Origin of the sequence: Salmonella sp. 2020_1395, from assembly GCF_043848115.1 — a bacterium.
Lineage (GTDB): Bacteria > Pseudomonadota > Gammaproteobacteria > Enterobacterales > Enterobacteriaceae > Salmonella > Salmonella enterica.
The window spans coordinates 1-26,045 of the sequence record NZ_JBCMFH010000023.1; the positions used below are offsets into that span (position 1 = coordinate 1).

At 52.6% G+C, this 26,045-nt stretch carries 22 protein-coding genes and 1 pseudogene; 16 read left to right on the plus strand and 7 right to left on the minus strand.

Annotated elements, in window-relative coordinates:
• A pseudogene (locus ACH0WD_RS22915) lies at positions 1-107 on the plus strand (IS110 family transposase); the annotation flags it as partial.
• Positions 108-177: 70 nt separating this feature from the next.
• On the opposite strand, the gene ACH0WD_RS22920 reads toward ACH0WD_RS22915, so the two are convergent.
• From ACH0WD_RS22920 to mtnN, 3 genes are read right to left on the minus strand one after another with little or no spacing between them, the layout of a single operon-like run.
• Entirely contained in the window at positions 178-801 is a 624-nt protein-coding gene (locus ACH0WD_RS22920) for a TRIC cation channel family protein (protein ID WP_000964234.1), read from the minus strand.
• Between the two features lie 36 nt (positions 802-837).
• Complete coding sequence (gene btuF / locus ACH0WD_RS22925) at positions 838-1,638, minus strand: vitamin B12 ABC transporter substrate-binding protein BtuF (protein ID WP_001118838.1); 801 nt, start codon at positions 1,636-1,638, stop codon at positions 838-840.
• On the minus strand, positions 1,631-2,329 hold the full coding sequence (gene mtnN, locus ACH0WD_RS22930; RefSeq protein WP_000689822.1) for a 5'-methylthioadenosine/S-adenosylhomocysteine nucleosidase: 699 nt from the start codon (positions 2,327-2,329) through the stop codon (positions 1,631-1,633). Before mtnN ends, btuF begins: the two co-directional genes overlap by 8 nt.
• 84 nt (positions 2,330-2,413) lie before the next feature.
• On the opposite strand from mtnN, the gene dgt reads away from it, so the two are divergent.
• The 3 genes from dgt to cdaR all read left to right on the plus strand — a co-directional run bounded on the left by dgt (position 2,414) and on the right by cdaR (position 6,798).
• Entirely contained in the window at positions 2,414-3,931 is a 1,518-nt protein-coding gene (gene dgt / locus ACH0WD_RS22935) for a dGTPase (protein WP_000146456.1), read from the plus strand.
• A gap of 129 nt (positions 3,932-4,060) precedes the next feature.
• Positions 4,061-5,488: a serine endoprotease DegP gene (gene degP, locus ACH0WD_RS22940; RefSeq protein ID WP_000753958.1), complete on the plus strand. Its 1,428-nt coding sequence runs from the start codon at positions 4,061-4,063 to the stop codon at positions 5,486-5,488.
• Positions 5,489-5,640: 152 nt separating this feature from the next.
• The gene (gene cdaR / locus ACH0WD_RS22945; RefSeq protein ID WP_000929458.1) at positions 5,641-6,798 is read left to right on the plus strand and encodes a DNA-binding transcriptional regulator CdaR; all 1,158 of its coding nucleotides are present in this window, start codon (positions 5,641-5,643) and stop codon (positions 6,796-6,798) included.
• Positions 6,799-6,886: 88 nt separating this feature from the next.
• Here cdaR and ACH0WD_RS22950 read toward each other — a convergent pair whose 3' ends face one another.
• Positions 6,887-7,273: a DUF3461 family protein gene (locus tag ACH0WD_RS22950; RefSeq protein ID WP_000272193.1), complete on the minus strand. Its 387-nt coding sequence runs from the start codon at positions 7,271-7,273 to the stop codon at positions 6,887-6,889.
• Positions 7,274-7,519: 246 nt separating this feature from the next.
• Here ACH0WD_RS22950 and ACH0WD_RS22955 point away from each other — a divergent pair, with 246 nt between their 5' ends.
• On the plus strand, positions 7,520-8,821 hold the full coding sequence (locus ACH0WD_RS22955; protein WP_000017179.1) for an MFS transporter: 1,302 nt from the start codon (positions 7,520-7,522) through the stop codon (positions 8,819-8,821).
• A 35-nt stretch (positions 8,822-8,856) separates the two neighbouring features.
• Here ACH0WD_RS22955 and dapD read toward each other — a convergent pair whose 3' ends face one another.
• The 3 genes from dapD to map form a co-directional block, all read right to left on the minus strand.
• The gene (gene dapD / locus ACH0WD_RS22960) at positions 8,857-9,681 is read right to left on the minus strand and encodes a 2,3,4,5-tetrahydropyridine-2,6-dicarboxylate N-succinyltransferase (protein WP_001186676.1); all 825 of its coding nucleotides are present in this window, start codon (positions 9,679-9,681) and stop codon (positions 8,857-8,859) included.
• 29 nt (positions 9,682-9,710) lie between these two features.
• On the minus strand, positions 9,711-12,383 hold the full coding sequence (gene glnD / locus ACH0WD_RS22965) for a bifunctional uridylyltransferase/uridylyl-removing protein GlnD (RefSeq protein ID WP_001094522.1): 2,673 nt from the start codon (positions 12,381-12,383) through the stop codon (positions 9,711-9,713).
• Positions 12,384-12,620: 237 nt separating this feature from the next.
• Positions 12,621-13,415 (minus strand): type I methionyl aminopeptidase, encoded by a 795-nt coding sequence (gene map / locus ACH0WD_RS22970; RefSeq protein ID WP_001018214.1) that lies wholly within the window; start codon positions 13,413-13,415, stop codon positions 12,621-12,623.
• Positions 13,416-13,865: 450 nt separating this feature from the next.
• Between map and rpsB the strand changes: the two genes are divergently transcribed.
• From rpsB to lpxD, 11 genes are all read left to right on the plus strand, one after another.
• Positions 13,866-14,591, plus strand: coding sequence for a 30S ribosomal protein S2 (gene rpsB, locus ACH0WD_RS22975; protein ID WP_000246886.1), 726 nt, complete (start codon positions 13,866-13,868; stop codon positions 14,589-14,591).
• A gap of 257 nt (positions 14,592-14,848) precedes the next feature.
• Complete coding sequence (tsf, locus tag ACH0WD_RS22980; RefSeq protein ID WP_000818123.1) at positions 14,849-15,700, plus strand: translation elongation factor Ts; 852 nt, start codon at positions 14,849-14,851, stop codon at positions 15,698-15,700.
• A 144-nt stretch (positions 15,701-15,844) separates the two neighbouring features.
• Positions 15,845-16,570, plus strand: coding sequence for a UMP kinase (gene pyrH, locus ACH0WD_RS22985; RefSeq protein WP_000224567.1), 726 nt, complete (start codon positions 15,845-15,847; stop codon positions 16,568-16,570).
• A 146-nt stretch (positions 16,571-16,716) separates the two neighbouring features.
• Positions 16,717-17,274 carry a ribosome recycling factor gene (gene frr / locus ACH0WD_RS22990; RefSeq protein ID WP_000622423.1) on the plus strand — a complete coding sequence of 186 codons (558 nt, stop codon included), beginning with the start codon at positions 16,717-16,719 and terminating at the stop codon, positions 17,272-17,274.
• A 141-nt stretch (positions 17,275-17,415) separates the two neighbouring features.
• On the plus strand, positions 17,416-18,612 hold the full coding sequence (ispC, locus tag ACH0WD_RS22995; protein ID WP_000811905.1) for a 1-deoxy-D-xylulose-5-phosphate reductoisomerase: 1,197 nt from the start codon (positions 17,416-17,418) through the stop codon (positions 18,610-18,612).
• Between the two features lie 312 nt (positions 18,613-18,924).
• The gene (gene ispU, locus ACH0WD_RS23000) at positions 18,925-19,683 is read left to right on the plus strand and encodes a (2E,6E)-farnesyl-diphosphate-specific ditrans,polycis-undecaprenyl-diphosphate synthase (RefSeq protein WP_000947413.1); all 759 of its coding nucleotides are present in this window, start codon (positions 18,925-18,927) and stop codon (positions 19,681-19,683) included.
• 12 nt (positions 19,684-19,695) lie between these two features.
• Positions 19,696-20,553, plus strand: coding sequence for a phosphatidate cytidylyltransferase (gene cdsA / locus ACH0WD_RS23005; protein ID WP_395202445.1), 858 nt, complete (start codon positions 19,696-19,698; stop codon positions 20,551-20,553).
• 11 nt (positions 20,554-20,564) lie between these two features.
• The gene (rseP, locus tag ACH0WD_RS23010; protein WP_000949017.1) at positions 20,565-21,917 is read left to right on the plus strand and encodes a sigma E protease regulator RseP; all 1,353 of its coding nucleotides are present in this window, start codon (positions 20,565-20,567) and stop codon (positions 21,915-21,917) included.
• Positions 21,918-21,948: 31 nt separating this feature from the next.
• Complete coding sequence (bamA, locus tag ACH0WD_RS23015; RefSeq protein ID WP_001240924.1) at positions 21,949-24,360, plus strand: outer membrane protein assembly factor BamA; 2,412 nt, start codon at positions 21,949-21,951, stop codon at positions 24,358-24,360.
• 122 nt (positions 24,361-24,482) lie between these two features.
• On the plus strand, positions 24,483-24,968 hold the full coding sequence (gene skp, locus ACH0WD_RS23020; protein ID WP_000758966.1) for a molecular chaperone Skp: 486 nt from the start codon (positions 24,483-24,485) through the stop codon (positions 24,966-24,968).
• A gap of 3 nt (positions 24,969-24,971) precedes the next feature.
• Positions 24,972-25,997 (plus strand): UDP-3-O-(3-hydroxymyristoyl)glucosamine N-acyltransferase, encoded by a 1,026-nt coding sequence (gene lpxD / locus ACH0WD_RS23025; protein WP_001139265.1) that lies wholly within the window; start codon positions 24,972-24,974, stop codon positions 25,995-25,997.
• The last annotated feature ends 48 nt before the right edge of the window (positions 25,998-26,045 follow it).

Below are 26,045 nucleotides of genomic sequence, written 5' to 3' on the forward strand. Positions count from 1 at the left end.
CGAAGAAAGCCGCGCTGGGAGCTGTGATGCGCAAACTGGTACATTTATGCTTCGGCGTGTTGAAAACGCGGCTTCCGTGGGATGAAAATTATGTAGCTACCGCTTGACGTTCAAGACGGTAGCTACAACATCTTTCCTGTAGGCCCGATAAGCGTAGCGCCATCGGGCAAAACAATATCAACGTCCGTTTTCATCCAGGGCAAACGTCGGCAATTTCAAATGCCAGCGAATGGCCGCCAGCCGAATGAACAGCGTGACGACCATACCCATCATGCTGGCGCTTTCCAGCGGTACTGAAAACGTATAAAACGCGGTAGCGTGAACAATCCCGCCGATAATACAGGCCGTGGCATAGATTTCGGTGCGTAGGATCATGGGGATCTCGCGTGCCAGAACATCGCGAATAATCCCGCCGCCGACGCCGGTAATCACGCCCATACAGACAGCCACTAATGGCCCCGTTTCAGCGAGGAAGGCTTTATTCACCCCAATGCCGACAAACACCGCCAGCCCGACCGCATCCAGTACCGGCAACATCCATTTCGGCAGACGTCTTGGCTGACGAACCAGCAGGATGGTCAGCATACTGGTGACCATGGCGACGACCAGATCGGTAGGATCTTTAACCCAGAATACCGGGCCGTTATCCAGCGCCATATCGCGGATTGTCCCGCCGCCGACGGCAGTAACGACGCCGAGCACCAGGACGCCGAACGGGTCCATACGTAATTTCCCGGCCAGCAACACGCCAGAGATAGCAAATACAGCCGTGCCTACAATATCCAGCCAATAGACGAGCATTGTCGAATCCCCACTGGGAGCCTGGTAAGACAGGCTCTAATTCACCTGTGAAAGCGCATTACAGAGTTGTTTTGCGGCGAGGATAATACGCGGGCTTGCGCGTTCAAACCAGTCGCTGTTAAGCGGAATAACCGGAATTTTTAACAGGTTTCCCCAGTATTGTTCAATTTTGAGAATTTCGCCCGCTTTTCCGGCCACGATAATGGCCTGGGGATGCCTTGCCAGCACCTGTTCACGGCTGACTTGCGGCCACGGCACGCGGCTGTCAGCAAAGACGTTTTCTCCGCCGCAGGTCGTCAAAACCTGATGTTGAATAGACCCTTTACCACTGGTAAACAGAGGATTCATGCCAAACTGAAGAAAGACGCGCTTTTTAGCTTTACCGGCATACTCGGCGTTGAGTGCGGCGTACTCGTTTAGCAATGTCTGCGCTGCCTGCTGAGCCTTTTCCGGCTGCGGGCTCCAGGCGGCCAGTTGACGGAGCGTGTCGGCGATCTGTTCGATGCTTACCGCGTCCACCCACATGACCTTAATACCTAATGACGTCAGTTGGTTTACCTGGCGTTCCGCATTACCGCCGCGCCAGGCGACGACCAGATCCGGCTTCAGCGCCACAATGCGTTCCAGATTCATTCCCTGCCAGGTAGAGACCTGTTCTATTTTTTGCGCTTCGGGCGGGTAGTCGGAATAGCTGCTGACGCCAACGGGCGTAATCCCGGCGGCAAAAGCGAGCTCCGTATTGGCGGGAGAGAGGGTAATTACGCGCGGCGCAGCGTAAAGCCACACCGGGAGCGTAAGCAGCAGGGCGACCAGCGCCCTGAACATTTGCTTAGCCATGCGCCAGTTTCTGTACCAGCGTTTCGACCATCAGAGTCGACTGTTTCGCCGCCACCGCGAGGAATTCGTCAAAGCTGAGGTGCGATTGCTGATCGGCCACGTCAGAAATAGCGCGTACCACCACGAACGGCACGTTGAAGTTATAGCAGACGTGGGCGATAGCGGTGGCTTCCATCTCTACGGCGACCGCGTCGGGGAAGTTATGCCGAATTTTCGCCAGCCCGACGGAGCCGTTAATAAACGCGTCGCCGCTAACAATAAGGCCGCGTACCGCGTTCAGATTCAACTCCCTGATGCAGGATTCCGCGGCGGCGATCAGTTTGTCATCGGCCTTAAATCCGGCCGGACAGCCCGGTAATTGCCCGTATTCATAGCCGAAAGCGGTCACATCAGCGTCGTGGTAACGCGCTTCGTCAGAGACGACGATATCGCCGACCTTCAGCGTGGACGCCAGACCGCCTGCGGAACCGGTATTGATGATCACGTCCGGCTTGCAGTGCTCCAGAAGCAACGTTGCGCCCAGCGCCGCCGCGACTTTACCGATACCGGATTTCAGCAACGCCACTTCGGTGCCGTTCAACTGGCCGGTGTAAATTTCGCAGCCGCCCAGCGTAATCGTCTGACGGTTGTCAATTTTGTCACGCAGCAGCGTAACTTCTTCTTCCATTGCGCCAATGATGCCGATTTTCATAGATTTACTCGCGATAAGTCAGTTTTGGGGGCATAGTTTATCATGCGCTTATGGGGAAGCGCATTTCTCAGGCGGGGAGAGGATATGGCATCGATCGATTTCCGAAATAAAATTAACTGGCATCGTCGTTATCGTTCACCGCAGGGCGTAAAGACGGAACATGAGATCCTGCGGATTTTTGAAAGCGATCGCGGGCGGATTATCAACTCTCCGGCTATACGCCGTTTGCAGCAAAAAACGCAGGTTTTCCCGCTGGAGCGCAATGCCGCGGTGCGTACTCGCCTGACGCATTCGATGGAGGTGCAGCAGGTAGGGCGTTATATCGCGAAAGAGATTTTAAGCCGCCTGAAAGAGCAAAACCGACTGGAGGAGTACGGTCTGGATACGCTGACCGGTCCCTTTGAAAGTATTGTGGAAATGGCCTGCCTGATGCACGACATCGGTAATCCGCCGTTCGGTCATTTTGGCGAGGCGGCGATCAATGACTGGTTTCGTCAGCGGCTGCATCCGGAAGATGCGGAAAGTCAGCCGCTCACGCATGATCGTTGTGTGGTTTCCTCGCTACGGTTACAGGAAGGCGAAGAAAATCTGAACGATATTCGCCGCAAGGTACGTCAGGATATCTGCCATTTTGAAGGCAATGCACAGGGAATTCGTCTGGTGCATACGCTCATGCGGATGAATCTTACCTGGGCGCAGGTTGGCGGAATTTTAAAATATACCCGTCCGGCATGGTGGCGAGGGCCGGTGCCGGATTCCCATCGCTATTTAATGAAGAAACCGGGCTATTATCTTTCTGAAGAGAAGTATATTGCGAGGTTACGTAAAGAACTTCAGTTAGCGCCTTACAGTCGCTTTCCATTAACGTGGATTATGGAAGCCGCAGATGATATTTCTTATTGTGTCGCCGATCTTGAAGACGCGGTAGAGAAAAGAATCTTTAGCGTTGAGCAGCTTTATCACCATTTATATCACGCGTGGGGCCACCATGAGAAGGATTCGCTGTTTGAGCTGGTGGTAGGAAATGCGTGGGAAAAATCACGCGCCAATACATTAAGCCGCAGTACCGAAGATCAGTTTTTTATGTATTTACGGGTAAATACATTAAATAAACTGGTGCCCTATGCCGCTCAGCGTTTTATTGATAATTTGCCGCAGATTTTTGCCGGTACCTTCAATCAGGCGCTGCTGGAAGATGCCAGCGGTTTTAGCCGCCTGCTTGAACTCTATAAGAATGTGGCGGTTGAACATGTGTTTAGCCATCCGGATGTAGAACAGCTTGAACTACAGGGATACCGGGTGATCAGCGGATTATTAGATATCTATCAGCCGCTATTAAGCCTGTCGCTTAACGACTTTCGCGAGCTGGTGAAAAAAGAACGGTTGAAACGCTTCCCCATAGAATCGCGCTTATTTCAGAAACTTTCTACGCGCCATCGTTTGGCCTACGTGGAAGTCGTCAGTAAATTACCCACGGATTCGGCGGAGTACCCGGTACTGGAATATTATTATCGCTGTCGGTTGATTCAGGATTATATCAGCGGGATGACTGACCTTTACGCATGGGATGAATATCGGCGTTTGATGGCGGTCGAACAGTAAATGGACTTTTGTAAAGATGGACAATAAATTTTTACTTTTTCCAGAAACTTTATTCCGGAACTTCGCGTTATAAAATGAATCTGACGTACACAGCAATTTTGCGTTACCTGTTAATCGAGATTGAAACACATGAAAAAAACCACATTAGCAATGAGTGCACTGGCTCTGAGTTTAGGTTTGGCATTGTCGCCTCTGTCTGCCACGGCGGCTGAAACGTCCTCTTCAGCAATGACTGCCCAGCAGATGCCAAGCCTGGCACCGATGCTCGAAAAAGTGATGCCATCGGTGGTCAGTATTAATGTAGAAGGTAGCACCACGGTGAATACGCCGCGTATGCCGCGTAATTTCCAGCAGTTCTTTGGCGATGACTCCCCGTTCTGCCAGGACGGTTCTCCGTTCCAGAATTCTCCCTTCTGCCAGGGCGGCGGTAACGGCGGCAACGGCGGTCAACAACAGAAATTCATGGCGCTGGGTTCCGGCGTAATTATTGACGCCGCGAAGGGGTACGTCGTCACCAACAACCACGTGGTTGATAACGCCAGCGTGATTAAAGTACAGCTTAGCGATGGGCGTAAATTCGATGCTAAAGTGGTAGGCAAAGATCCGCGTTCTGATATCGCGCTGATTCAAATTCAGAATCCGAAGAATCTGACGGCGATTAAGCTGGCGGACTCCGACGCGCTGCGCGTGGGGGATTATACCGTCGCTATTGGTAACCCGTTTGGTCTGGGCGAAACGGTGACGTCAGGTATCGTTTCGGCGCTGGGGCGTAGCGGCCTGAACGTAGAAAATTACGAGAACTTTATTCAGACCGACGCCGCGATTAACCGTGGTAACTCCGGCGGCGCGCTGGTGAACCTGAACGGTGAGCTGATCGGTATTAACACCGCGATTCTGGCGCCGGACGGCGGCAACATCGGTATTGGCTTCGCTATCCCCAGTAACATGGTGAAAAACCTGACGTCGCAGATGGTGGAATACGGCCAGGTGAAACGCGGCGAACTGGGGATCATGGGGACTGAGCTGAATTCCGAATTGGCGAAAGCGATGAAAGTCGATGCCCAGCGTGGCGCGTTCGTCAGCCAGGTGATGCCGAATTCGTCCGCAGCGAAAGCGGGTATCAAAGCCGGGGATGTCATTACCTCGCTGAACGGTAAACCGATCAGCAGCTTTGCGGCGCTGCGCGCTCAGGTCGGCACTATGCCGGTCGGCAGCAAAATCAGCCTCGGTCTGCTGCGTGAAGGTAAAGCGATTACGGTTAATCTGGAACTGCAGCAGAGCAGCCAGAGTCAGGTTGATTCCAGCACCATCTTCAGCGGGATTGAAGGCGCTGAAATGAGCAATAAAGGCCAGGATAAAGGCGTTGTGGTGAGCAGCGTGAAAGCGAATTCACCCGCCGCGCAAATTGGCCTCAAAAAAGGCGATGTCATTATCGGCGCTAACCAGCAGCCGGTGAAAAATATCGCCGAGCTGCGTAAGATTCTCGACAGCAAACCGTCGGTTCTGGCGCTGAATATTCAGCGTGGTGATAGTTCTATTTATTTGCTGATGCAGTAATCACCTTTGTCCCCCTTCCGCCATGGAAGGGGGCAACCCTTTTCTGTGAAACCCCCCACAACTCCATACTTATTTGCACCGTTTTGTGCATTTGCACAATGTCGAGACCTGTCATCTTCCTTATGCTTGTGCTCTGCTCACAGGAGGGATTTATGGCTGGCTGGCATCTTGATACCAAAATGGCGCAGGATATCGTGGCGCGCACTATGCGCATCATCGATACCAATATCAACGTAATGGATGCCCGCGGGCGTATTATCGGCAGCGGCGATCGGGAACGTATTGGTGAATTGCACGAAGGCGCGCTGTTAGTGCTGTCGCAGGGCCGGGTTGTGGATATTGACAACGCCGTGGCGCGACACCTGCACGGGGTGCGTCAGGGGATTAATCTTCCCTTACGTCTTGAGGGCGAAATTGTCGGCGTGATCGGCCTCACCGGCGAACCAGAGCATCTGCGTAAATATGGCGAACTGGTGTGTATGACTGCCGAAATGATGCTGGAGCAGTCGCGGTTAATGCACCTTTTGGCGCAGGATAGCCGTTTGCGCGAAGAGCTGGTAATGAACCTGATTCAGGCCGAAGAAAATACGCCGGCGCTGGTGGAATGGGCGCAGCGTTTGGGGATCGATTTGAACCAGCCGCGTGTGGCGGCGGTGGTGGAAGTCGACAGCGGCCAGCTTGGCGTCGATAGCGCAATGGCGGAACTTCAGCAGTTGCAGAATGCGCTTACCACGCCGGAGCGTAACAACCTGATAGCCATTGTTTCTCTCACCGAGATGGTGGTGCTTAAACCCGCCTTAAACTCGTTTGGTCGTTGGGATGCTGAAGATCATCGTAAGCGCGTAGAGCAGCTTATCTCGCGAATGAAAGAGAATGGTCAGCTACGTTTTCGCGTAGCGCTGGGCAATTACTTTACCGGGCCGGGCAGTATTGCACGCTCATACCGCACGGCGCGCACCACGATGATGGTCGGCAAACAGCGGATGCCAGAAAGCCGCAGCTATTTTTATCAGGATTTGATGCTGCCGGTTCTGTTAGATAGCCTGCGTGGCGGCTGGCAGGCCAATGAGCTGGCGCGCCCGCTGGTAAAACTCAAAGCGATGGATAACAACGGGTTATTACGTCGGACGCTGACGGCGTGGTTTCGCCATAATGTCCAGCCGCTGGCGACCTCTAAGGCGCTGTTTATTCATCGTAATACGTTGGAATATCGGCTAAATCGTATTTCGGAACTGACCGGGCTGGATTTGGGAAATTTTGACGATCGGCTGTTGCTGTATGTGGCGCTGCAATTGGATGAACAGCGTTAAGCCCGGCGGCGCTACGCTTATCAGGCCTACCGGGATATATCTGTAGGCCGGATAAGGCGTAACACGTCGCCATCCGGCAACACACAGCTTACTTACGGGTAAGCTTGTCCAGATCGGCTTCGATTTCACTGATCTTATTCGCGACGACGCTTTCCAGATGGCGCAAGTCGTCGAGGATCTTACGTTTGAGATCGAGTTCTGAGCGGTCGCGCTGGCAGATTTGGTCCAGCTCGTCAATCACATAGCGTAGGTTAGGGCTAATCTCCTGTACTTCTTTATAACCCTGACCGATGCCATCGGCCACCACCGTTTTACGCTGGCGTGGATACTTAAACTTCACGCTTTTAGCAAAGAATTCACCTCTATCCTTTTGAAAATAGATTTTCAGGATATCGTTATTGGCTTCTTGCCGCAGGCTGTAACGATCGATTTCCTCAGGATTGGTAATGCCCAGACTTTTTAGATTGTCATACATAGCGGTATCCTTCATCACACTATAACTTTTGAATAATTAACGAAAAATTGGTTTTTCGCCACCAATGTATACAAAAAAAGCGCGGTTGATCGCAGAAGACGTCTCGGCAACGTCATGAGCAAAAGGGCGGCGGTTATTGATAGCTTAAGTAATTCAACGCGATATTCCGTTTATAGAGAAAGCGTTTGAGGTCAGTGTGGAAAATTGACCGGAGGTAGTGGTCGATAACCTTGAGAGGCGGAGTCTGTGTCCGGAACGTATAATGCTACTATTCGCCGGGTGGTGATTTCCGCCTGGATAGGAAACTCCATTGAATATTATGATTTTCTATTATACGGCCTGGCAAGCGCGCTGGTATTTGGCCCGCTTTTTTTCCCTGGCGCCAGCCCATTGACTGCAACGTTATCTTCTTTTGCCAGTTTCGGCGTGGGATTTATTTCCCGGCCGCTGGGCGCGCTATTTTTTGGCAACAGGGGAGATACGCTTGGGCGTAAAAACACGTTATTAATCACGTTAGGTGGGATGGGCGCGGTCACGTTTCTCATCGGTTGCCTGCCTTCTTACGCCAGTATTGGCGCGCTGGCGCCTGCTTTACTGGTTATTCTGCGTTTTCTACAGGGATTTATGGTTGGAGGCGAATGGGGAGGCGCCATGTTGATGGTCGTGGAATATGCTGCTGGAAAGCACCGGGGGCGGTTAAGCGCGCTATCGCAAACAGGAGGACTCACGGGACAATTATTGGCGACAGGCGTATTTATAGTCGTGACCCAATTACCGAAGGAGGCGTTGTTATCGTGGGGATGGCGTATTCCTTTTCTGCTCAGTGCGCTTTTGGTGTTGCCTGGATTATATATGCGTCATCGTCTGGATGAGACGCCTGTCTTCCGTGCGTTTAAAAAGCAGCAGGCCATTAATCATAGGCAGCAAAAAGAAGAAAGGCCGGTGGTCAAAGTGGTACGAGAACAATGGCGCAGCATTTTGCTGATTATAATTCTGCGTTTTGCGGAAAGCGTTCCCTTTTTTCTTGCTACCGTCTTCGCGGTTTCCTGGGCGACGACGCAGCTTGGGATTGCCAGCCTGACTATTCTGTACATTGTAATGTTCACCTGTCTGCTGGCGTATCCCATGCACGTGCTATTTGGCATCATGTCGGATCGGCGTGGCTGCCGTCAGGTGTATATTTTCGGCGCGCTTTTTGTCGCGGCAATGGCTTTTCCCTTTTTCTGGCTGCTGGAAAGCCGTTCGCTCATACTGATGACAATGGGCTACGTTCTGCTTATTAACATTGGTCATAATTCACTGAATGCCGTGCAACCTTCTTTTTTCGCCGGACTGTTTCATCCGCCTGTACGCTACAGCGGTTCATCAATTGGCGCTCAGTTGGGGGCGGTTGTGGCAGGGGGATTCACGCCGTTTATCGCTAAGGCGTTAAGCGCAGTCTATGATAACAGTTGGGCGTTGGTTGCCGGTTATGTCGTTTTGACTGCGTTGGCTTCGGCGTTTGCGGCAAAGATTGCGCCGGAAACCGTGTTACCGCATTCGCCGTAATGCAAAGGGGGCTGTTGCCCCCACTTTTCACTCGCTTAATCAATAGTGCGCAATAATTCGTTAATGCCCACTTTACCACGCGTTTTGGCGTCGACTTTTTTCACGATCACCGCGCAGTACAAACTGTACTTGCCGTCTTTTGACGGCAGGTTGCCGGAAACGACCACGGAGCCCGCCGGTACGCGGCCATAGTGAACTTCACCGGTTTCGCGATCGTAGATTTTGGTGCTCTGGCCGAGGTATACCCCCATGGAAATGACGGAACCTTCTTCGACAATGACGCCTTCCACGACTTCAGAACGCGCGCCAATAAAGCAGTTGTCTTCAATGATGGTCGGGTTAGCCTGCAACGGCTCCAGTACGCCGCCGATACCTACGCCGCCGGAAAGGTGAACATTTTTACCAATCTGCGCGCAGGAACCCACCGTCGCCCAGGTGTCAACCATGGTACCTTCGTCAACGTAGGCGCCGATGTTAACGTAAGACGGCATCAGCACGGTGTTGCGGGCGATAAATGCGCCCTGACGAACGGCCGCAGGCGGAACGACGCGGAAGCCTTCTTTCTGAAAACGCGCTTCGTCGTAATCAGCGAATTTCATCGGGACTTTATCGAAGTAGCGGCTTTCCGCACCGTCGATAACCTGGTTATCGTTAATACGGAAAGAGAGCAGAACCGCTTTCTTCAACCACTGGTGAGTGACCCACTGACCGTCGATTTTTTCTGCGACACGCAGCGCGCCGGAATCAAGTAGAGAAATGACCTGGTTTACCGCCTCTCGGGTCACGGTATCTACATTAACCGGCGTAATATCGGCGCGGCGCTCAAAAGCGGTCTCAATAACGTTCTGTAACTGCTGCATTGTTAAACTCTTTCATATAAATAAACACACTACCCTTTATCGTTTGGATTGAGGGCCGCTGTCAACCGTTGTTGTACCTCAAGTTGCAGCACATTATTAAGTGCGCGCCGATCCGCTGTGGCGATTATGAATAAATCTTCTACTCGTTCACCAATGGTTGTAATTCGGGCGCCATGAAGCGAAATTCCCAGATCGGCAAAAATTTGTCCGACCCTGGCCAGCAGACCAGGTTGATCGAGCGCGATCAATTCCATGAATGATTTTCTGTCGGTATGGGTGGGCAGAAAATTGACTTCCGTTTCGACCGTAAAGTGCCGTAACTTTGCCGGTTGCCGACGCGGCTGCGGCGGCTGCCAGCTACGCTGCGTAATGGTCTGCTCAAGACCGGTGCGAATAACGTCATGGCGATCCGCCGCCAGCGGGTTGCCGTCTGGTTCCAGAACGATAAACGTATCCATTGCCATGCCGTCGCGAGTGGTAAAGATCTGCGCGTCATGGACGCTTAAATTACGCCTGTCCAGCTCGGCGCAGACGGCGGCAAACAGATAGGGTCTGTCCGGACTCCAGATAAAAATTTCGGTTCCGCCGCGCGTGGCCTGCGGACTGAGCAACACTAACGGTTGGCTCAGATCGTGCTGCAATAAATGGCGTGCGTGCCAGGCGAGCTGATTTGGACTATGACGAACAAAATAGTTAGCGCGACAGCGGGTCCAGATTTTGTGCAGCGCGGCTTCATCAATATTGTCCATTCGCAGCAGCGCCAGCGCCTGAAGCTGATGGTGACGCACGCGCTCACGCATATCCGGCGTATTTTGCATTCCACGCCTGAGCTGTTTTTCAGTGGCGAAGTACAGCTCGCGCAACAGGCTCTGTTTCCAGCTATTCCACAAGGTTTCGTTGGTCGCGCAAATGTCCGCGACGGTCAGGCAGACCAGAAAACGCAGCCGTGTTTCGGTTTGCACCTCTTCGGCAAACTGCTTAATGACTTCCGGATCCTGGATGTCGCGGCGCTGGGCGGTGACTGACATCAGCAGGTGTTGGCGCACCAGCCAGGCGACCAGTTGCGTTTCGCGTGAGTTCAAACCGTGCAGTTCGGCGAAGGTGAGTACATCCTGCGCGCCCAGTACCGAATGGTCGCCGCCGCGTCCTTTCGCAATATCGTGGAACAGCGCGGCGATCAGGATCAGTTCCGGATGGGGAAGCCGCGGCCAGAGATCGACGCATAGCGGATGGCGCTGGCGTGTCTCTTCTTTCGCAAAGCTCTCCAGTTTGAGCATTACGCGGATGGTGTGTTCATCCACCGTGTATGCGTGGAACAGGTCAAACTGCATTTGTCCGACGATGTGCGACCACTGCGGCATATAAGCCCACAGTACGCTGTGGCGATGCATAGGCAGCAGGCCGCGGCTGACCGCGCCGGGATGGCGTAGCATACTCAGAAACAGAGTGCGCGCCTCCGGGATGTAACACAGCGGTTGGCTCAGGTGGCGGCGGGCGTGGCGCAAGTGGCGTAACGTCGTAGAGTAGATGCCGGTGATCGCGCTATTGCGCACCATCATATAAAACATGCGCAGGATCGCTTGCGGTTCGCGGATAAACAGCGTGTCGTCACGCAGATCAATAAGCGTGCCGCGCAGTTGAAACTCATCGTCAACAGGACGCGGTTTTTCATCCGCAGGCAGCGCCAGAATCGCCTCGTCAAATAGCTGAAGCAGCATCTGATTAAGTTCGCTCACCCGGCGCGTAACCCGGAAGTAGTCTTTCATCATCCGCTCAACCGGATCATTGCCCTCGCCGCTGTAGTTAAGGCGTTGAGCGACGCTTAACTGGCGGTCGAACAGCAGGCGGTTATCGTAGCGGCTGACCACCAAATGTAGCGCAAAGCGAATGCGCCACAGGATATGCAGGCACTCGTTGAGCTCCGCGCGCTCAGCCGGGGTTAAAAAGCCGAATCCCACCATCTCATCGAGCGAGGTGGCGCCGAAGTGACGTCGGGCGACCCACTGCAATGTATGGATATCGCGCAGGCCGCCGGGGCTGCTTTTAATATCCGGCTCCAGATTATAGCTGGTACCGTGATAGCGCTGGTGGCGCTGGTTCTGCTCTTCTACTTTGGCGGCGTAAAATTTGTCGGACGGCCAAAAACCTTCGCTGAAAATATGTTTTTGCAGTGCCAGAAACAGAGCGACATCACCGATCAGCAGGCGCGTTTCGATGAGGTTTGTCGCAACGGTTAAATCAGACAGACCTTCCAGCAGACACTCTTCCAGCGTACGTACGCTATGTCCGACATCCAGCTTGACGTCCCAAAGTAAAGTCAGCAGCTCGCCGACCTTTTGCGCCTGTTCATCGGGCAGCTTTTTGCGGCTTAAAATGAGCAGATCAATATCGGAAAGCGGATGCAGTTCGCCGCGTCCATAGCCGCCGACAGCGACCAGCGCCAGATCGGCAATCTGACCGAAACCGGCCTCAATCCACAGGCGTTGCAATAACTGGTCGATAAATTCGGTTCGGGCTTCAATAAGCTGTTCAGCACAAATGCCGCTGTCAAATGCCTCTCCCAGCCAGTGTTGAAAGATGTCGATGCGGGCTTTGATACCGGCGACGGTTAGTTCAGCGCGCGGCCAGACGCCAGGGTTTTGCGGCTGGTCAGGGAGGGTGGGGAGTGCGGTATTCGCGTGCTGTTCAGGAAGAGTATTCATATGCGCCACCCATTAAAAAGCCGGATGGTGGCGTGAACGCCTTATCCGGCCTACGTATTTACTCTTCATCCTTCACGTTGCTTCTACGTTGGCTGCGCTCGTTCACTCCAGTCACGTACTTATGTACGCTCCTGAAGATTCACTCTCTTGCCGCCTTGAGGCAACTCGAATGATTTTGAGTAAAGGTGTAATTTGTAGGCCTGATAAGATGCGAAGGCATCGCCATCAGGCAAAACATTATTCGTCGTGTGTGATGATCGCCGGGATGGTGTCATCTTTACGCAGCGTCAGAATTTCACAGCCGTTTTCCGTTACCACAATAGTATGCTCGTACTGAGCAGACAAGCTGCGGTCTTTGGTTTTTACCGTCCAGCCGTCTTTCATGGTGCGGATACGGTAATCCCCGGCGTTCAGCATCGGTTCAATGGTAAAGGTCATGCCAGGCTGCAACACGACGCCGCCATCGTCTGCATCATAATGCAGCACCTGCGGTTCTTCATGGAAGCCGCGACCAATACCGTGTCCGCAGTATTCACGTACCACGGAGAAACCTTCGCCTTCGGCATATTTCTGGATGGCGGCGCCAATGGTGCGCAGGCGGATGCCCGGTTTCACCATTTTGATGCCCAGATATAGGCTCTCTTGCGTGACGCGGCACAGACGCTCGCCCAGAATGGTCGGTTTGCCGACGATAAACATCTTCGAGGTATCGCCGTGGAATTCATCTTTAATCACGGTCACGTCGATGTTGACGATATCACCATCTTTCAGATGTTTAGCGTCATCCGGAATGCCGTGGCACACCACTTCATTAATAGAGATACAGACGGATTTCGGATAGCCGTGGTAGCCGAGGCAGGCGGAGATCGCGTGTTGTTCGTTAACGATGTAATCGTTACAGATACGGTCCAGTTCGCCGGTGGTGACGCCCGGTTTGATATACGGTTCGATCATTTCCAGCACTTCGGCTGCCAGACGGCCCGCGACGCGCATTTTTTCGATGTCTTCAGATGTCTTGATAGAGATAGCCATGAATTCTGTCCATCAGTGCCGATGATTTCGGCAATAATTGTGTAAGTGCTGACAATGGTATCAGTCAGGGGTGTGCCCTGCCAAATTGAGAATCATTCTGAACTTCGCCTTTCGTGCCACAGGTGCGTTGGCGACATTTTTTCACCCCAGTCACTTACTGGCCGTAAGCTCCCGGGGATGCAAAAATTTGCCGCCTGCCTGTAACACGAAATTCATCGTTCAATTCAGCACTGAGTGCCAACAATTATTGGTGTCGGTGGCGTATTTGTGGTATAAAGCGCGCCGGACTTCCGATCCATTCGAAGACTACACACGATGGACGGGAGCGACAAATCTCACTTTGTGTAACAACACACACGTATCGGCACATATTCCGGGGTGCCCTTTGGGGTCGGTAATATGGGATACGTGGAGGCATAACCCCAACTTAATCTATAGAGGTTTTAAATCATGGCAACTGTTTCCATGCGCGACATGCTCAAGGCTGGTGTTCACTTTGGTCACCAGACCCGTTACTGGAACCCGAAAATGAAGCCTTTCATCTTCGGCGCGCGTAACAAAGTTCACATCATCAACCTTGAGAAAACTGTACCGATGTTCAACGAAGCTCTGGCTGAACTGAACAAGATCTCTGCTCGTAAAGGTAAAATCCTTTTCGTTGGTACTAAACGCGCTGCAAGCGAAGCGGTGAAAGAAGCTGCTAACAGCTGCGACCAGTTCTTCGTGAACCATCGCTGGCTGGGCGGTATGCTGACTAACTGGAAAACAGTTCGTCAGTCCATCAAACGTCTGAAAGACCTGGAAACTCAGTCTCAGGACGGTACTTTCGAAAAGCTGACCAAGAAAGAAGCGCTGATGCGTACTCGTGAGCTTGAGAAACTGGAAAACAGCCTGGGCGGTATCAAAGACATGGGCGGTCTGCCGGACGCTCTGTTCGTTATCGATGCTGACCACGAGCACATTGCTATCAAAGAAGCGAACAACCTGGGTATCCCGGTATTTGCTATCGTTGATACCAACTCTGATCCGGACGGCGTTGACTTCGTTATCCCGGGTAACGATGACGCAATCCGTGCTGTTAGCCTGTACCTGGGCGCTGTCGCTGCAACCGTTCGTGAAGGCCGTTCTCAGGATCTGGCTTCCCAGGCGGAAGAAAGCTTCGTAGAAGCCGAGTAATAAGGCTTGATAACTCCCTAAAATAGTTCGAGTTGCAGGAAGGCGGCAAGCTCGAGAATTCCCGGGAGCTTACATCAGTAAGTGACCGGGATGAGCGAGTGAAGGCAACGCGCCTGCGGCTCGAAATATGAAGGGGAGAGCCCTTATAGACCAGGTAGTATCACGTTTGGTTAGGGGGCCTGTATATGGCCCCCTTTTTCACTTTTATATCTGTGCGGTTTGATGCCGGGCAGATCAAATCTTTCGAGGATTTTAGAATGGCTGAAATTACCGCATCCCTGGTAAAAGAGCTGCGTGAGCGTACCGGCGCAGGCATGATGGATTGCAAAAAAGCGCTGACTGAAGCGAATGGCGACATTGAGCTGGCAATCGAAAACATGCGTAAGTCCGGCGCTATCAAAGCGGCGAAAAAAGCAGGCAACGTGGCTGCTGACGGCGTAATCAAAACCAAAATCAACGGCAACGTCGCTTTCATTCTGGAAGTTAACTGCCAGACTGACTTCGTGGCTAAAGATGCTGGCTTCCAGGCATTTGCTGACAAAGTGCTGGACGCCGCTGTTGCTGGCAAAATCACTGACGTAGAAGTTCTGAAAGCACAGTTCGAAGAAGAGCGCGTTGCTCTGGTAGCGAAAATCGGCGAGAACATCAACATTCGTCGCGTCGCTTCCCTGGAAGGCGACGTTCTGGGTTCTTACCAGCACGGTGCGCGCATCGGCGTTCTGGTTGCCGCTAAAGGCGCTGACGAAGAGCTGGTTAAACAGCTGGCGATGCACGTTGCGGCAAGCAAGCCGGAATTCGTTAAGCCGGAAGACGTGTCTGCTGACGTGGTAGAGAAAGAGTACCAGGTACAGCTGGACATCGCGATGCAGTCCGGTAAGCCGAAAGAAATCGCAGAGAAAATGGTTGAAGGCCGCATGAAGAAATTCACCGGCGAAGTTTCTCTGACTGGTCAGCCTTTCGTCATGGAACCGAGCAAATCTGTTGGCCAACTGCTGAAAGAGCACAACGCTGACGTGACTGGCTTCATCCGCTTTGAAGTGGGCGAAGGCATTGAGAAAGTCGAGACTGACTTTGCAGCAGAAGTTGCTGCGATGTCTAAGCAGTCCTGATTTTCCTGAGGAGCCGCCTGAGGGCGGCTTCTTTTTGCGCCTCTCTTGTAAAATCAGCCGACGCCTGGCGTCTGCGCTGAAATGCGACGTACAATGTCGCCGGAATTAACTCATATCAATCGTTGACAGTCTCAGGAAAGAAACATGGCTACCAATGCAAAACCCGTCTATAAACGCATTCTGCTTAAATTAAGCGGCGAAGCTCTGCAGGGTACGGAAGGCTTCGGTATTGATGCAAGCATACTGGATCGTATGGCTCAGGAGATCAAAGAACTGGTTGAACTGGGTATTCAGGTTGGTGTGGTGATTGGCGGTGGTAACCTGTTCCGTGGCGCGGGTCTGGCAAAAGCGGGGATGAACCGCGTTGTGGGCGACCACATGGGCATGTTGGCCACCGTCATGAACGGCCTGGCAATGCGTGATGCGCTTCACCGCGCCTATGTGAACGCCCGCCTGATGTCGGCAATTCCTTTAAACGGCGTGTGCGACAACTACAGTTGGGCCGAGGCGATTAGCCTGCTGCGTAATAACCGTGTTGTGATTCTGTCTGCAGGTACGGGTAACCCGTTCTTCACTACCGACTCTGCGGCCTGTCTGCGCGGGATCGAAATTGAAGCGGATGTCGTACTGAAAGCGACCAAAGTGGATGGCGTATTCACTGCCGATCCGGCAAAAGATCCTTCCGCGACCATGTACGATCAGCTGACCTACAGCGAAGTGCTGGATAAAGAGCTGAAAGTGATGGATCTGGCGGCGTTCACGCTGGCTCGTGACCACAAACTGCCGATTCGTGTTTTCAACATGAACAAACCAGGCGCGCTGCGTCGTGTGGTGATGGGCGAAAAAGAAGGGACGTTAATCACGGAATAATTCCCGTGAGCGCCAAATACGGGTAAGATTCTGTTCTATTGACGGGTCTTATTACCTGGCAGAAATTAAACGAGACTATACTTAGCACATCTTTGTATTGTGTGACCGTCTGGTCTGACTGAGACTAGTTTTCAAGGATTCGTAACGTGATTAGCGATATCAGAAAAGATGCTGAAGTACGCATGGAAAAATGCGTTGAAGCGTTCAAAACCCAAATCAGCAAAGTGCGCACGGGTCGTGCTTCTCCCAGCCTGCTGGATGGTATTGTCGTAGAATACTATGGCACTCCGACCCCGCTGCGCCAGTTGGCAAGCGTAACGGTAGAAGACTCCCGTACCTTAAAAATTAACGTGTTTGACCGTTCTATGGGGCCAGCCGTTGAAAAAGCGATCATGGCGTCAGACCTCGGTTTGAATCCAAGCTCTGCGGGCACCGATATTCGCGTTCCGCTGCCGCCGCTGACCGAAGAACGTCGTAAAGATCTGACGAAAATTGTCCGTGGCGAAGCGGAGCAGGCGCGTGTCGCCGTTCGTAACGTCCGCCGTGATGCGAACGATAAAGTAAAAGCTCTGCTGAAAGATAAAGCGATCAGTGAAGATGACGATCGTCGCTCTCAGGAAGAAGTACAGAAAATGACCGACGCGGCAATTAAGAAAGTTGATGCGGCGTTGGCAGATAAAGAAGCAGAACTGATGCAGTTCTGATTGATCTGTACGCAGATATAAACTCATTCCACCGCTAAACCTGGCGGATGAGTGGTGTACAAAGCGCCGCGCAGAAGACATTATCAGGTCTCCTGTGCGGCGTTTTGCTTTTTATTCCGTTTCAACACTTCTGGACGTTTCATGAAGCAATTAACCATTCTGGGCTCGACCGGCTCTATTGGTTGCAGCACACTGGACGTGGTGCGCCATAATCCTGATAGCTTCCGCGTTATCGCGCTGGTGGCGGGTAAAAATGTCGCCCGCATGGCGGAGCAGTGCCTGGAATTCTCGCCGCGTTATGCCGTGATGGACGATACGTCGAGCGCAGAACAGCTCAAAATAATGCTTCAGCAGCATGGCAGCCGCACCGAGGTTCTGAGCGGTCAGCAGGCTGCCTGTGAGATGGCGGCGCTTGATGAGGTCGGGCATGTGATGGCGGCCATTGTGGGCGCGGCTGGTTTACTGCCGACCCTGGCGGCGATTCGCGCAGGGAAGACGATTCTGCTGGCGAATAAAGAATCGCTGGTGACCTGCGGGCGGCTGTTTATGGACGAAGTAAAACGCAGCAACGCCCGGCTTTTACCCGTCGATAGCGAACATAACGCGATTTTTCAGAGTTTGCCGCAATCTATTCAGCATAATCTGGGATACGCTGACCTTGAGCAAAATGGCGTAACGTCGATTTTGCTTACCGGGTCTGGTGGCCCGTTTCGTGAAACGCCAATGTGCGATCTGGCAGCGATGACGCCGGATCAGGCATGTCGTCATCCGAACTGGTCGATGGGGCGAAAAATCTCCGTCGACTCCGCCACCATGATGAATAAAGGTCTGGAATACATTGAAGCGCGTTGGTTATTTAATGCCAGCGCACGTCAGATGGAAGTGTTGATCCATCCGCAATCGGTCATTCATTCGATGGTGCGTTATCAGGACGGCAGCGTCCTGGCGCAGCTTGGAGAACCTGACATGCGTACGCCTATTGCGCATACGATGGCATGGCCGAATCGCGTCACGTCCGGCGCGCAGCCGCTTGATTTTTGCAAACTCAGCGCGCTGACGTTTAGCGCGCCAGATTATCAGCGTTATCCGTGCCTGAAGCTGGCGATGGAGGCGTTTGAGCAAGGTCAGGCGGCAACGACGGCGCTCAATGCGGCAAACGAAATCACCGTTGCCGCGTTTCTGGCGCAACAGATTCGTTTTACCGATATCGCCGGGCTCAATTTAGCGGTGCTGGAGAGGATGGATTTACAGGAACCGGCAAGCGTTGAGGACGTATTGCAGGTTGACGCCATCGCGCGTGAAGTAGCCAGAAAACAAGTGATACGGCTCTCACGCTGACGATTATCCCGCGACAGAAGATCGTGCTATTTGTTAGCGTTGGGCTTCGGTGATATAGTCTGCGCCACCTGATCGCAGGTTTTTGGCTTTTTTCGGTCAGGTTAGCCGTGGTTTTACACGGCTTTTTTGTGGATACACAAAATCATTCAGGACGCATCGGGACGGCAGGCGAATACGTTCCCGGCGTGCGCAGACAGCGCACGACAGGGGCGATGACGCGCAGCCATCCGCGAAGCGGACCGAAGAGAATGTGTATAAAGGCTTCAGTATTCCTGAGTACCGCTAAATCCTTTCAGGGACAAAAAACGCGTTATGTTGTCTGCAACTCAACCAGTAAGCGAAAATTTGCCAGCGCATGGCTGCCGTCATGTTGCAATAATTATGGATGGCAATGGTCGCTGGGCGAAAAAGCAAGGGAAGATCCGGGCCTTTGGGCATAAAGCCGGGGCGAAGTCCGTCCGGCGAGCGGTCTCTTTTGCTGCCAATAACGGTATTGATGCGTTAACGCTGTATGCCTTTAGTAGTGAAAACTGGAACCGACCGGCGCAGGAAGTGAGCGCGTTAATGGAGCTGTTTGTGTGGGCGCTGGATAGCGAAGTCAAAAGCCTGCACCGCCATAACGTTCGCCTGCGTATTATCGGCGATATCAGTCGATTCAACTCACGTTTACAAGAACGTATTCGCAAATCAGAAGCGCTTACCGCCCATAATACGGGTCTAACGCTGAATATTGCTGCGAATTACGGCGGACGTTGGGATATTGTCCAGGGAGTCCGACAACTGGCGGAACAGGTGCAGGCTGGAGTGCTGCGCCCCGATCAGATTGATGAAGAGAGACTAGGCCAGCAAATCTGTATGCATGAGCTGGCGCCTGTGGATTTAGTAATTAGGACTGGGGGAGAGCATCGCATTAGTAACTTTTTGCTTTGGCAAATTGCCTATGCCGAACTTTACTTTACGGATGTTCTTTGGCCCGATTTCGATGAACAAGACTTTGAAGGTGCGCTGCATGCCTTTGCTAATCGAGAGCGTCGTTTCGGCGGTACCGAGCCTGGTGATGACAAAGCCTGATGGGGGTTGCTTTTGCTGAAGTATCGCCTGATTTCTGCTTTTGTGTTAATACCCGCGGTCATCGCTGCGCTTTTTTTATTGCCGCCGGTGGGGTTCGCCATTATTACGCTGGTTGTCTGTATGCTGGCCGAGTGGGAATGGGGACAGTTAAGCGGTTTCGCCGCGCGTTCACAGCGGGTTTGGCTGGCGGTGCTGTGTGGTCTGTTATTGGCGCTGATGCTATTTTTGTTGCCTGAGTATCATCACAACATTCGTCAACCGCTGGTTGAGATGTCGCTTTGGGCATCGTTAGGATGGTGGGTTGTCGCGCTACTGCTGGTGCTATTTTATCCCGGTTCGGCGGCAATCTGGCGCAACTCAAAAACATTGCGTCTCATTTTCGGTTTGTTAACTATTGTGCCATTTTTCTGGGGCATGCTGGCGCTGCGCGCCTGGCACTATGACGAGAATCATTACAGTGGCGCAATATGGCTACTCTATGTCATGATCCTGGTCTGGGGAGCGGACTCTGGCGCGTATATGTTTGGTAAATTGTTTGGCAAACATAAGCTGGCGCCGAAGGTTTCCCCGGGTAAAACCTGGCAAGGGTTTATCGGCGGGCTTGCTACGGCTGCCGTGATCTCATGGGGTTACGGTATGTGGGCGAATCTGAATGTTGCGCCTGTTATCTTGCTGATTTGCTCTGTGGTGGCGGCTCTGGCTTCTGTACTGGGCGACCTCACCGAGAGTATGTTTAAGCGCGAAGCAGGAATTAAGGATAGCGGCCACTTGATTCCAGGCCATGGCGGCATTCTGGACCGAATTGACAGCCTGACGGCTGCCGTACCGGTCTTTGCTTGCCTGTTGTTACTGGTGTTCAGGACGCTCTAACGGAAGGTTTTATGCTGAGTATTCTCTGGAATCTGGCTGCATTCATCATCGCACTGGGCGTGCTGATCACTGTGCATGAATTTGGTCATTTCTGGGTTGCCCGGCGCTGCGGTGTGCGAGTTGAGCGCTTTTCCATCGGTTTTGGTAAAGCGCTCTGGCGTCGTACCGATCGGTACGGCACCGAGTATGTCATCGCCCTGATCCCGCTGGGCGGCTACGTCAAAATGCTGGATGAGCGCGCCGAACCGGTAGCGCCGGAATTGCGTCGTCACGCCTTCAATAACAAAACGGTGGGCCAGCGCGCCGCAATTATTGCCGCAGGTCCGGTTGCGAACTTCATTTTTGCTATCTTTGCTTACTGGCTGGTCTTTATCATCGGCGTCCCTGGCGTTCGTCCGGTCATTGGCGAAATAACGCCCAACTCGATTGCTGCGCAGGCGCAAATTGCGCCTGGTACGGAACTTAAAGCCGTTGATGGTATCGAAACCCCTGATTGGGATGCCGTGCGTTTACAACTGGTGTCCAAAATTGGCGATCAGCAGACGACGGTGAGCGTCGCGCCGTTTGGTAGCGACCAGCGGCAGGACAAAACGCTTGATTTACGTCACTGGGCATTTGAGCCTGATAAGCAAGATCCTGTATCTTCTTTAGGGATTCGGCCCCGCGGGCCACAGATTGAACCGGTACTGTCAGAAGTGCAGGCGAATTCCGCAGCCAGTAAAGCGGGTTTGCAAGCGGGCGACAGGATCGTTAAAGTCGATGGTCAGCCGTTAACGCAGTGGATGAAATTCGTGACGTTTGTACGCGATAATCCCGGTAAGCCGTTAGCGTTAGAGATTGAAAGGCAGGGGAGCGCCTTGTCGTTGACGTTAACGCCGGATACGAAATCGGTTAACGGAAAGGCGGAAGGGTTTGCAGGCGTGGTGCCTAAAATTATTCCTCTGCCGGAAGAGTACAAGACTATACGCCAGTATGGGCCTTTTAGCGCCATCCTCGAAGCCACGGATAAGACGTGGCAGTTGATGAAGCTGACGGTCAGTATGCTGGGTAAATTGATAACCGGTGATGTGAAACTGAACAACCTCAGTGGGCCGATTTCTATCGCTCAGGGGGCTGGGATGTCAGCGGAGTTCGGGGTGATTTATTACCTGATGTTCCTTGCGCTAATCAGCGTGAACTTAGGGATAATCAACCTGTTTCCGCTGCCCGTTCTTGACGGGGGTCATCTGCTGTTCCTGGCGATTGAAAAGCTTAAGGGCGGGCCGGTATCCGAGCGGGTTCAAGACTTTAGTTATCGCATTGGCTCGATTTTGCTGGTGTTGTTAATGGGGCTTGCACTTTTCAATGATTTCTCTCGGTTGTAAGAGAGTTAGTTAGGAAGAACGCATAATAACGATGGCGATGAAAAAGTTGCTCATAGCGTCGCTGCTGTTCAGCAGCGCCACCGTATACGGTGCTGAAGGGTTCGTAGTGAAGGACATTCATTTCGAAGGCCTGCAGCGAGTCGCCGTTGGTGCGGCTCTCCTCAGTATGCCGGTGCGCACAGGCGACACGGTTAATGATGAAGATATCAGTAACACCATTCGCGCTCTGTTCGCCACCGGCAACTTTGAGGACGTCCGCGTCCTGCGCGATGGTAATACCCTTCTGGTTCAGGTAAAAGAACGTCCGACCATTGCCAGCATCACTTTCTCCGGGAACAAGTCGGTGAAAGATGACATGCTCAAGCAAAACCTCGAAGCGTCTGGCGTACGTGTTGGCGAGTCTCTGGATCGCACCACGTTGTCTGATATCGAAAAAGGTCTGGAAGACTTTTACTATAGCGTAGGTAAATACAGCGCCAGCGTTAAGGCGGTCGTCACGCCGCTGCCGCGCAACCGTGTTGATCTTAAACTGGTGTTCCAGGAGGGCGTATCGGCGAAGATCCAACAGATCAACATCGTCGGTAACCATGCCTTTAGCACCGAAGAACTCATTTCTCATTTCCAGTTGCGTGACGAAGTGCCGTGGTGGAACGTCGTCGGCGATCGTAAATACCAGAAACAGAAGCTGGCGGGCGACCTTGAAACCTTGCGCAGCTACTATCTGGATCGCGGCTACGCGCGTTTCAATATTGACTCCACGCAAGTGAGTCTGACGCCGGATAAGAAAGGGATCTACATCACCGTCAATATCACCGAAGGCGATCAGTACAAGCTTTCCGGGGTTCAGGTGAGCGGTAACCTGGCCGGACATTCCGCTGAAATTGAGAAACTGACGAAAATTGAACCGGGCGAGCTCTATAACGGCACCAAAGTGACCAAAATGGAAGATGACATCAAAAAGCTTCTGGGTCGCTATGGTTACGCCTATCCGCGCGTGCAGTCACAGCCTGAAATTAACGATGCTGACAAAACCGTAAAACTGCGCGTAAACGTCGATGCGGGCAACCGTTTCTACGTGCGTAAGATCCGCTTTGAAGGCAACGACACCTCAAAAGATTCCGTTCTGCGCCGTGAAATGCGCCAGATGGAAGGGGCGTGGCTGGGCAGCGACCTGGTTGACCAGGGGAAAGAGCGTCTGAACCGTCTCGGCTTCTTTGAAACCGTCGACACCGACACGCAGCGCGTTCCGGGTAGCCCGGATCAGGTTGATGTGGTGTACAAGGTGAAAGAGCGCAACACCGGTAGCTTTAACTTCGGTATCGGTTACGGTACAGAAAGCGGCGTTAGCTTCCAGGCCGGCGTTCAGCAGGACAACTGGTTAGGTACCGGTTATTCCGTGGGGATTAACGGCACCAAAAACGACTACCAGACCTACAGCGAACTGTCCGTTACTAACCCATACTTTACCGTTGACGGCGTGAGCCTCGGTGGTCGTATCTTCTATAACGACTTTGAAGCGGATGATGCCGACCTGTCCGACTATACCAACAAGAGTTACGGTACGGATGTGACGCTTGGCTTCCCCATCAATGAGTACAACACGTTGCGTGCTGGTCTGGGTTATGTCCATAACAAACTGTCCAACATGCAGCCGCAGATCGCGATGGATCGTTATCTTGAATCGATGGGCGACCCTGATGCCAGCGATTTTGCTGCCGACGACTTCACCTTTAACTACGGCTGGACCTATAACAAGCTTGACCGTGGGTATTTCCCGACGGACGGCTCGCGAGTCAACCTGACGGGTAAGGTGACGATCCCAGGTTCCGACAACGAATACTACAAAGTGTCGCTGGATACCGCGACCTATGTGCCTATCGATAACGATCACAAGTGGGTGGTTCTGGGGCGTACTCGTTGGGGTTATGGCGATGGTTTAGGCGGTAAGGAAATGCCGTTCTATGAGAACTTCTATGCCGGTGGTTCCAGTACCGTGCGTGGTTTCCAGTCGAATACTATCGGCCCGAAAGCGGTCTATAAAAACGGCGCCCGCACTAGTGGGGGCGATAATGATGAATACGAAGACTGTACTCAGGAATCAGGCTGTAAATCAGATGATGCGGTAGGTGGTAATGCCATGGCTGTCGCCAGCCTGGAATTTATTACCCCGACGCCGTTCATCAGCGAAAAGTATGCCAACTCGGTTCGTACCTCCTTCTTCTGGGATATGGGTACCGTTTGGGATACGAACTGGGATCCGTCATCTGCGCCGTCAGATGTACCGGATTACAGCGATCCAGGCAACATCCGTATGTCCGCGGGTATCGCATTACAATGGATGTCCCCATTGGGGCCGTTGGTCTTCTCCTACGCCCAGCCGTTTAAAAAGTACGATGGAGACAAAGCCGAGCAGTTCCAGTTTAACATTGGTAAAACCTGGTAATTGTTCACTGCAAAGGAATGCATTGGTAGTGTAGCGATGACTTTTGGCGATGCCCCCGGGGATCGCCAGGCCACGCAAAGAGCTGTACCTTCGGGTGCAAATGGGATGGTAAGGAGTTTATTGTGAAAAAGTGGTTATTAGCTGCAGGTCTTGGTTTGGCGATGGTAACGTCCGCACAGGCTGCTGACAAAATTGCAATCGTCAACATGGGTAATCTGTTCCAACAGGTTGCGCAGAAGACGGGTGTATCCAATACACTGGAAAACGAATTTAAAGGCCGTGCGGCTGAACTGCAAAAAATGGAAACCGATCTGCAATCTAAAATGCAGCGTCTGCAATCCATGAAAGCAGGTAGCGATCGTACTAAGCTGGAAAAAGACGTGATGTCTCAGCGCCAGACTTTCGCACAAAAAGCGCAGGCTTTTGAGAAAGATCGCGCTCGTCGTTCCAACGAAGAACGCAACAAACTGGTGACTCGTATCCAGACTGCGGTGAAAAAAGTGGCTAACGACCAGAGTATCGATCTGGTGGTAGACGCAAACACCGTTGCTTACAACAGCAGCGATGTGAAAGACATCACCGCTGACGTACTGAAACAGGTTAAATAAGTAATGCCTTCAATTCGACTGGCTGACTTAGCAGAACAGTTGGATGCAGAATTACACGGTGATGGCGATATCGTCATCACCGGCGTTGCGTCCATGCAATCTGCAACAACAGGCCACATTACGTTTATGGTAAATCCTAAGTACCGTGAACACTTAGGTTTATGCCAGGCTTCTGCGGTTGTCATGACGCAGGACGATCTTCCTTTTGCCAAGAGCGCGGCGCTGGTAGTTAAAAATCCCTACCTGACCTACGCGCGCATGGCGCAAATTTTAGATACTACGCCGCAGCCCGCGCAGAATATCGCGCCAAGCGCCGTGATTGATGCGACGGCAACGCTGGGTAGCAATGTTTCAGTCGGCGCGAATGCGGTGATTGAATCTGGCGTACAACTGGGCGATAACGTGGTTATCGGCGCAGGCTGTTTCGTCGGAAAAAATAGCAAAATCGGGGCGGGTTCACGCTTGTGGGCGAACGTAACGATTTACCACGACATTCAGATCGGTGAGAATTGCCTGATCCAGTCCAGTACGGTGATCGGCGCGGACGGTTTTGGCTACGCTAACGATCGTGGCAACTGGGTGAAGATCCCACAACTGGGCCGGGTCATTATTGGCGATCGTGTCGAGATCGGCGCTTGTACCACCATTGACCGTGGCGCGTTGGATGATACTGTTATTGGCAATGGCGTGATTATTGATAATCAGTGCCAGATTGCACATAACGTCGTGATTGGCGACAATACGGCAGTTGCCGGTGGCGTCATTATGGCGGGTAGCCTGAAGATTGGCCGTTACTGCATGATTGGCGGCGCCAGCGTGATCAATGGGCATATGGAAATATGCGACAAAGTCACGGTAACTGGCATGGGTATGGTGATGCGTCCCATCACGGAACCGGGCGTCTACTCCTCAGGCATTCCGCTGCAACCCAACAAAGTATGGCGTAAAACTGCTGCACTGGTGATGAACATTGATGATATGAGCAAGCGTCTCAAAGCGATTGAGCGCAAGGTTAATCAACAAGACTAACGTTCCGCCTTGTAGTTGCCATTCTTTTCCGGCCTGTCACATTCATAC

Coding starts and splice junctions, on each gene's coding strand:
- ACH0WD_RS22920 (WP_000964234.1), bottom strand. CDS start 801: ATGCTCGTCTATTGGCTGGATATTGTAGGCACGGCTGTATTTGCTATC.
- btuF (WP_001118838.1), bottom strand. CDS start 1,638: ATGGCTAAGCAAATGTTCAGGGCGCTGGTCGCCCTGCTGCTTACGCTC.
- mtnN (WP_000689822.1), bottom strand. CDS start 2,329: ATGAAAATCGGCATCATTGGCGCAATGGAAGAAGAAGTTACGCTGCTG.
- dgt (WP_000146456.1), top strand. CDS start 2,414: ATGGCATCGATCGATTTCCGAAATAAAATTAACTGGCATCGTCGTTAT.
- degP (WP_000753958.1), top strand. CDS start 4,061: ATGAAAAAAACCACATTAGCAATGAGTGCACTGGCTCTGAGTTTAGGT.
- cdaR (WP_000929458.1), top strand. CDS start 5,641: ATGGCTGGCTGGCATCTTGATACCAAAATGGCGCAGGATATCGTGGCG.
- ACH0WD_RS22950 (WP_000272193.1), bottom strand. CDS start 7,273: ATGTATGACAATCTAAAAAGTCTGGGCATTACCAATCCTGAGGAAATC.
- dapD (WP_001186676.1), bottom strand. CDS start 9,681: ATGCAGCAGTTACAGAACGTTATTGAGACCGCTTTTGAGCGCCGCGCC.
- glnD (WP_001094522.1), bottom strand. CDS start 12,383: ATGAATACTCTTCCTGAACAGCACGCGAATACCGCACTCCCCACCCTC.
- map (WP_001018214.1), bottom strand. CDS start 13,415: ATGGCTATCTCTATCAAGACATCTGAAGACATCGAAAAAATGCGCGTC.
- rpsB (WP_000246886.1), top strand. CDS start 13,866: ATGGCAACTGTTTCCATGCGCGACATGCTCAAGGCTGGTGTTCACTTT.
- tsf (WP_000818123.1), top strand. CDS start 14,849: ATGGCTGAAATTACCGCATCCCTGGTAAAAGAGCTGCGTGAGCGTACC.
- pyrH (WP_000224567.1), top strand. CDS start 15,845: ATGGCTACCAATGCAAAACCCGTCTATAAACGCATTCTGCTTAAATTA.
- ispC (WP_000811905.1), top strand. CDS start 17,416: ATGAAGCAATTAACCATTCTGGGCTCGACCGGCTCTATTGGTTGCAGC.
- ispU (WP_000947413.1), top strand. CDS start 18,925: ATGTTGTCTGCAACTCAACCAGTAAGCGAAAATTTGCCAGCGCATGGC.
- rseP (WP_000949017.1), top strand. CDS start 20,565: ATGCTGAGTATTCTCTGGAATCTGGCTGCATTCATCATCGCACTGGGC.
- bamA (WP_001240924.1), top strand. CDS start 21,949: ATGGCGATGAAAAAGTTGCTCATAGCGTCGCTGCTGTTCAGCAGCGCC.
- lpxD (WP_001139265.1), top strand. CDS start 24,972: ATGCCTTCAATTCGACTGGCTGACTTAGCAGAACAGTTGGATGCAGAA.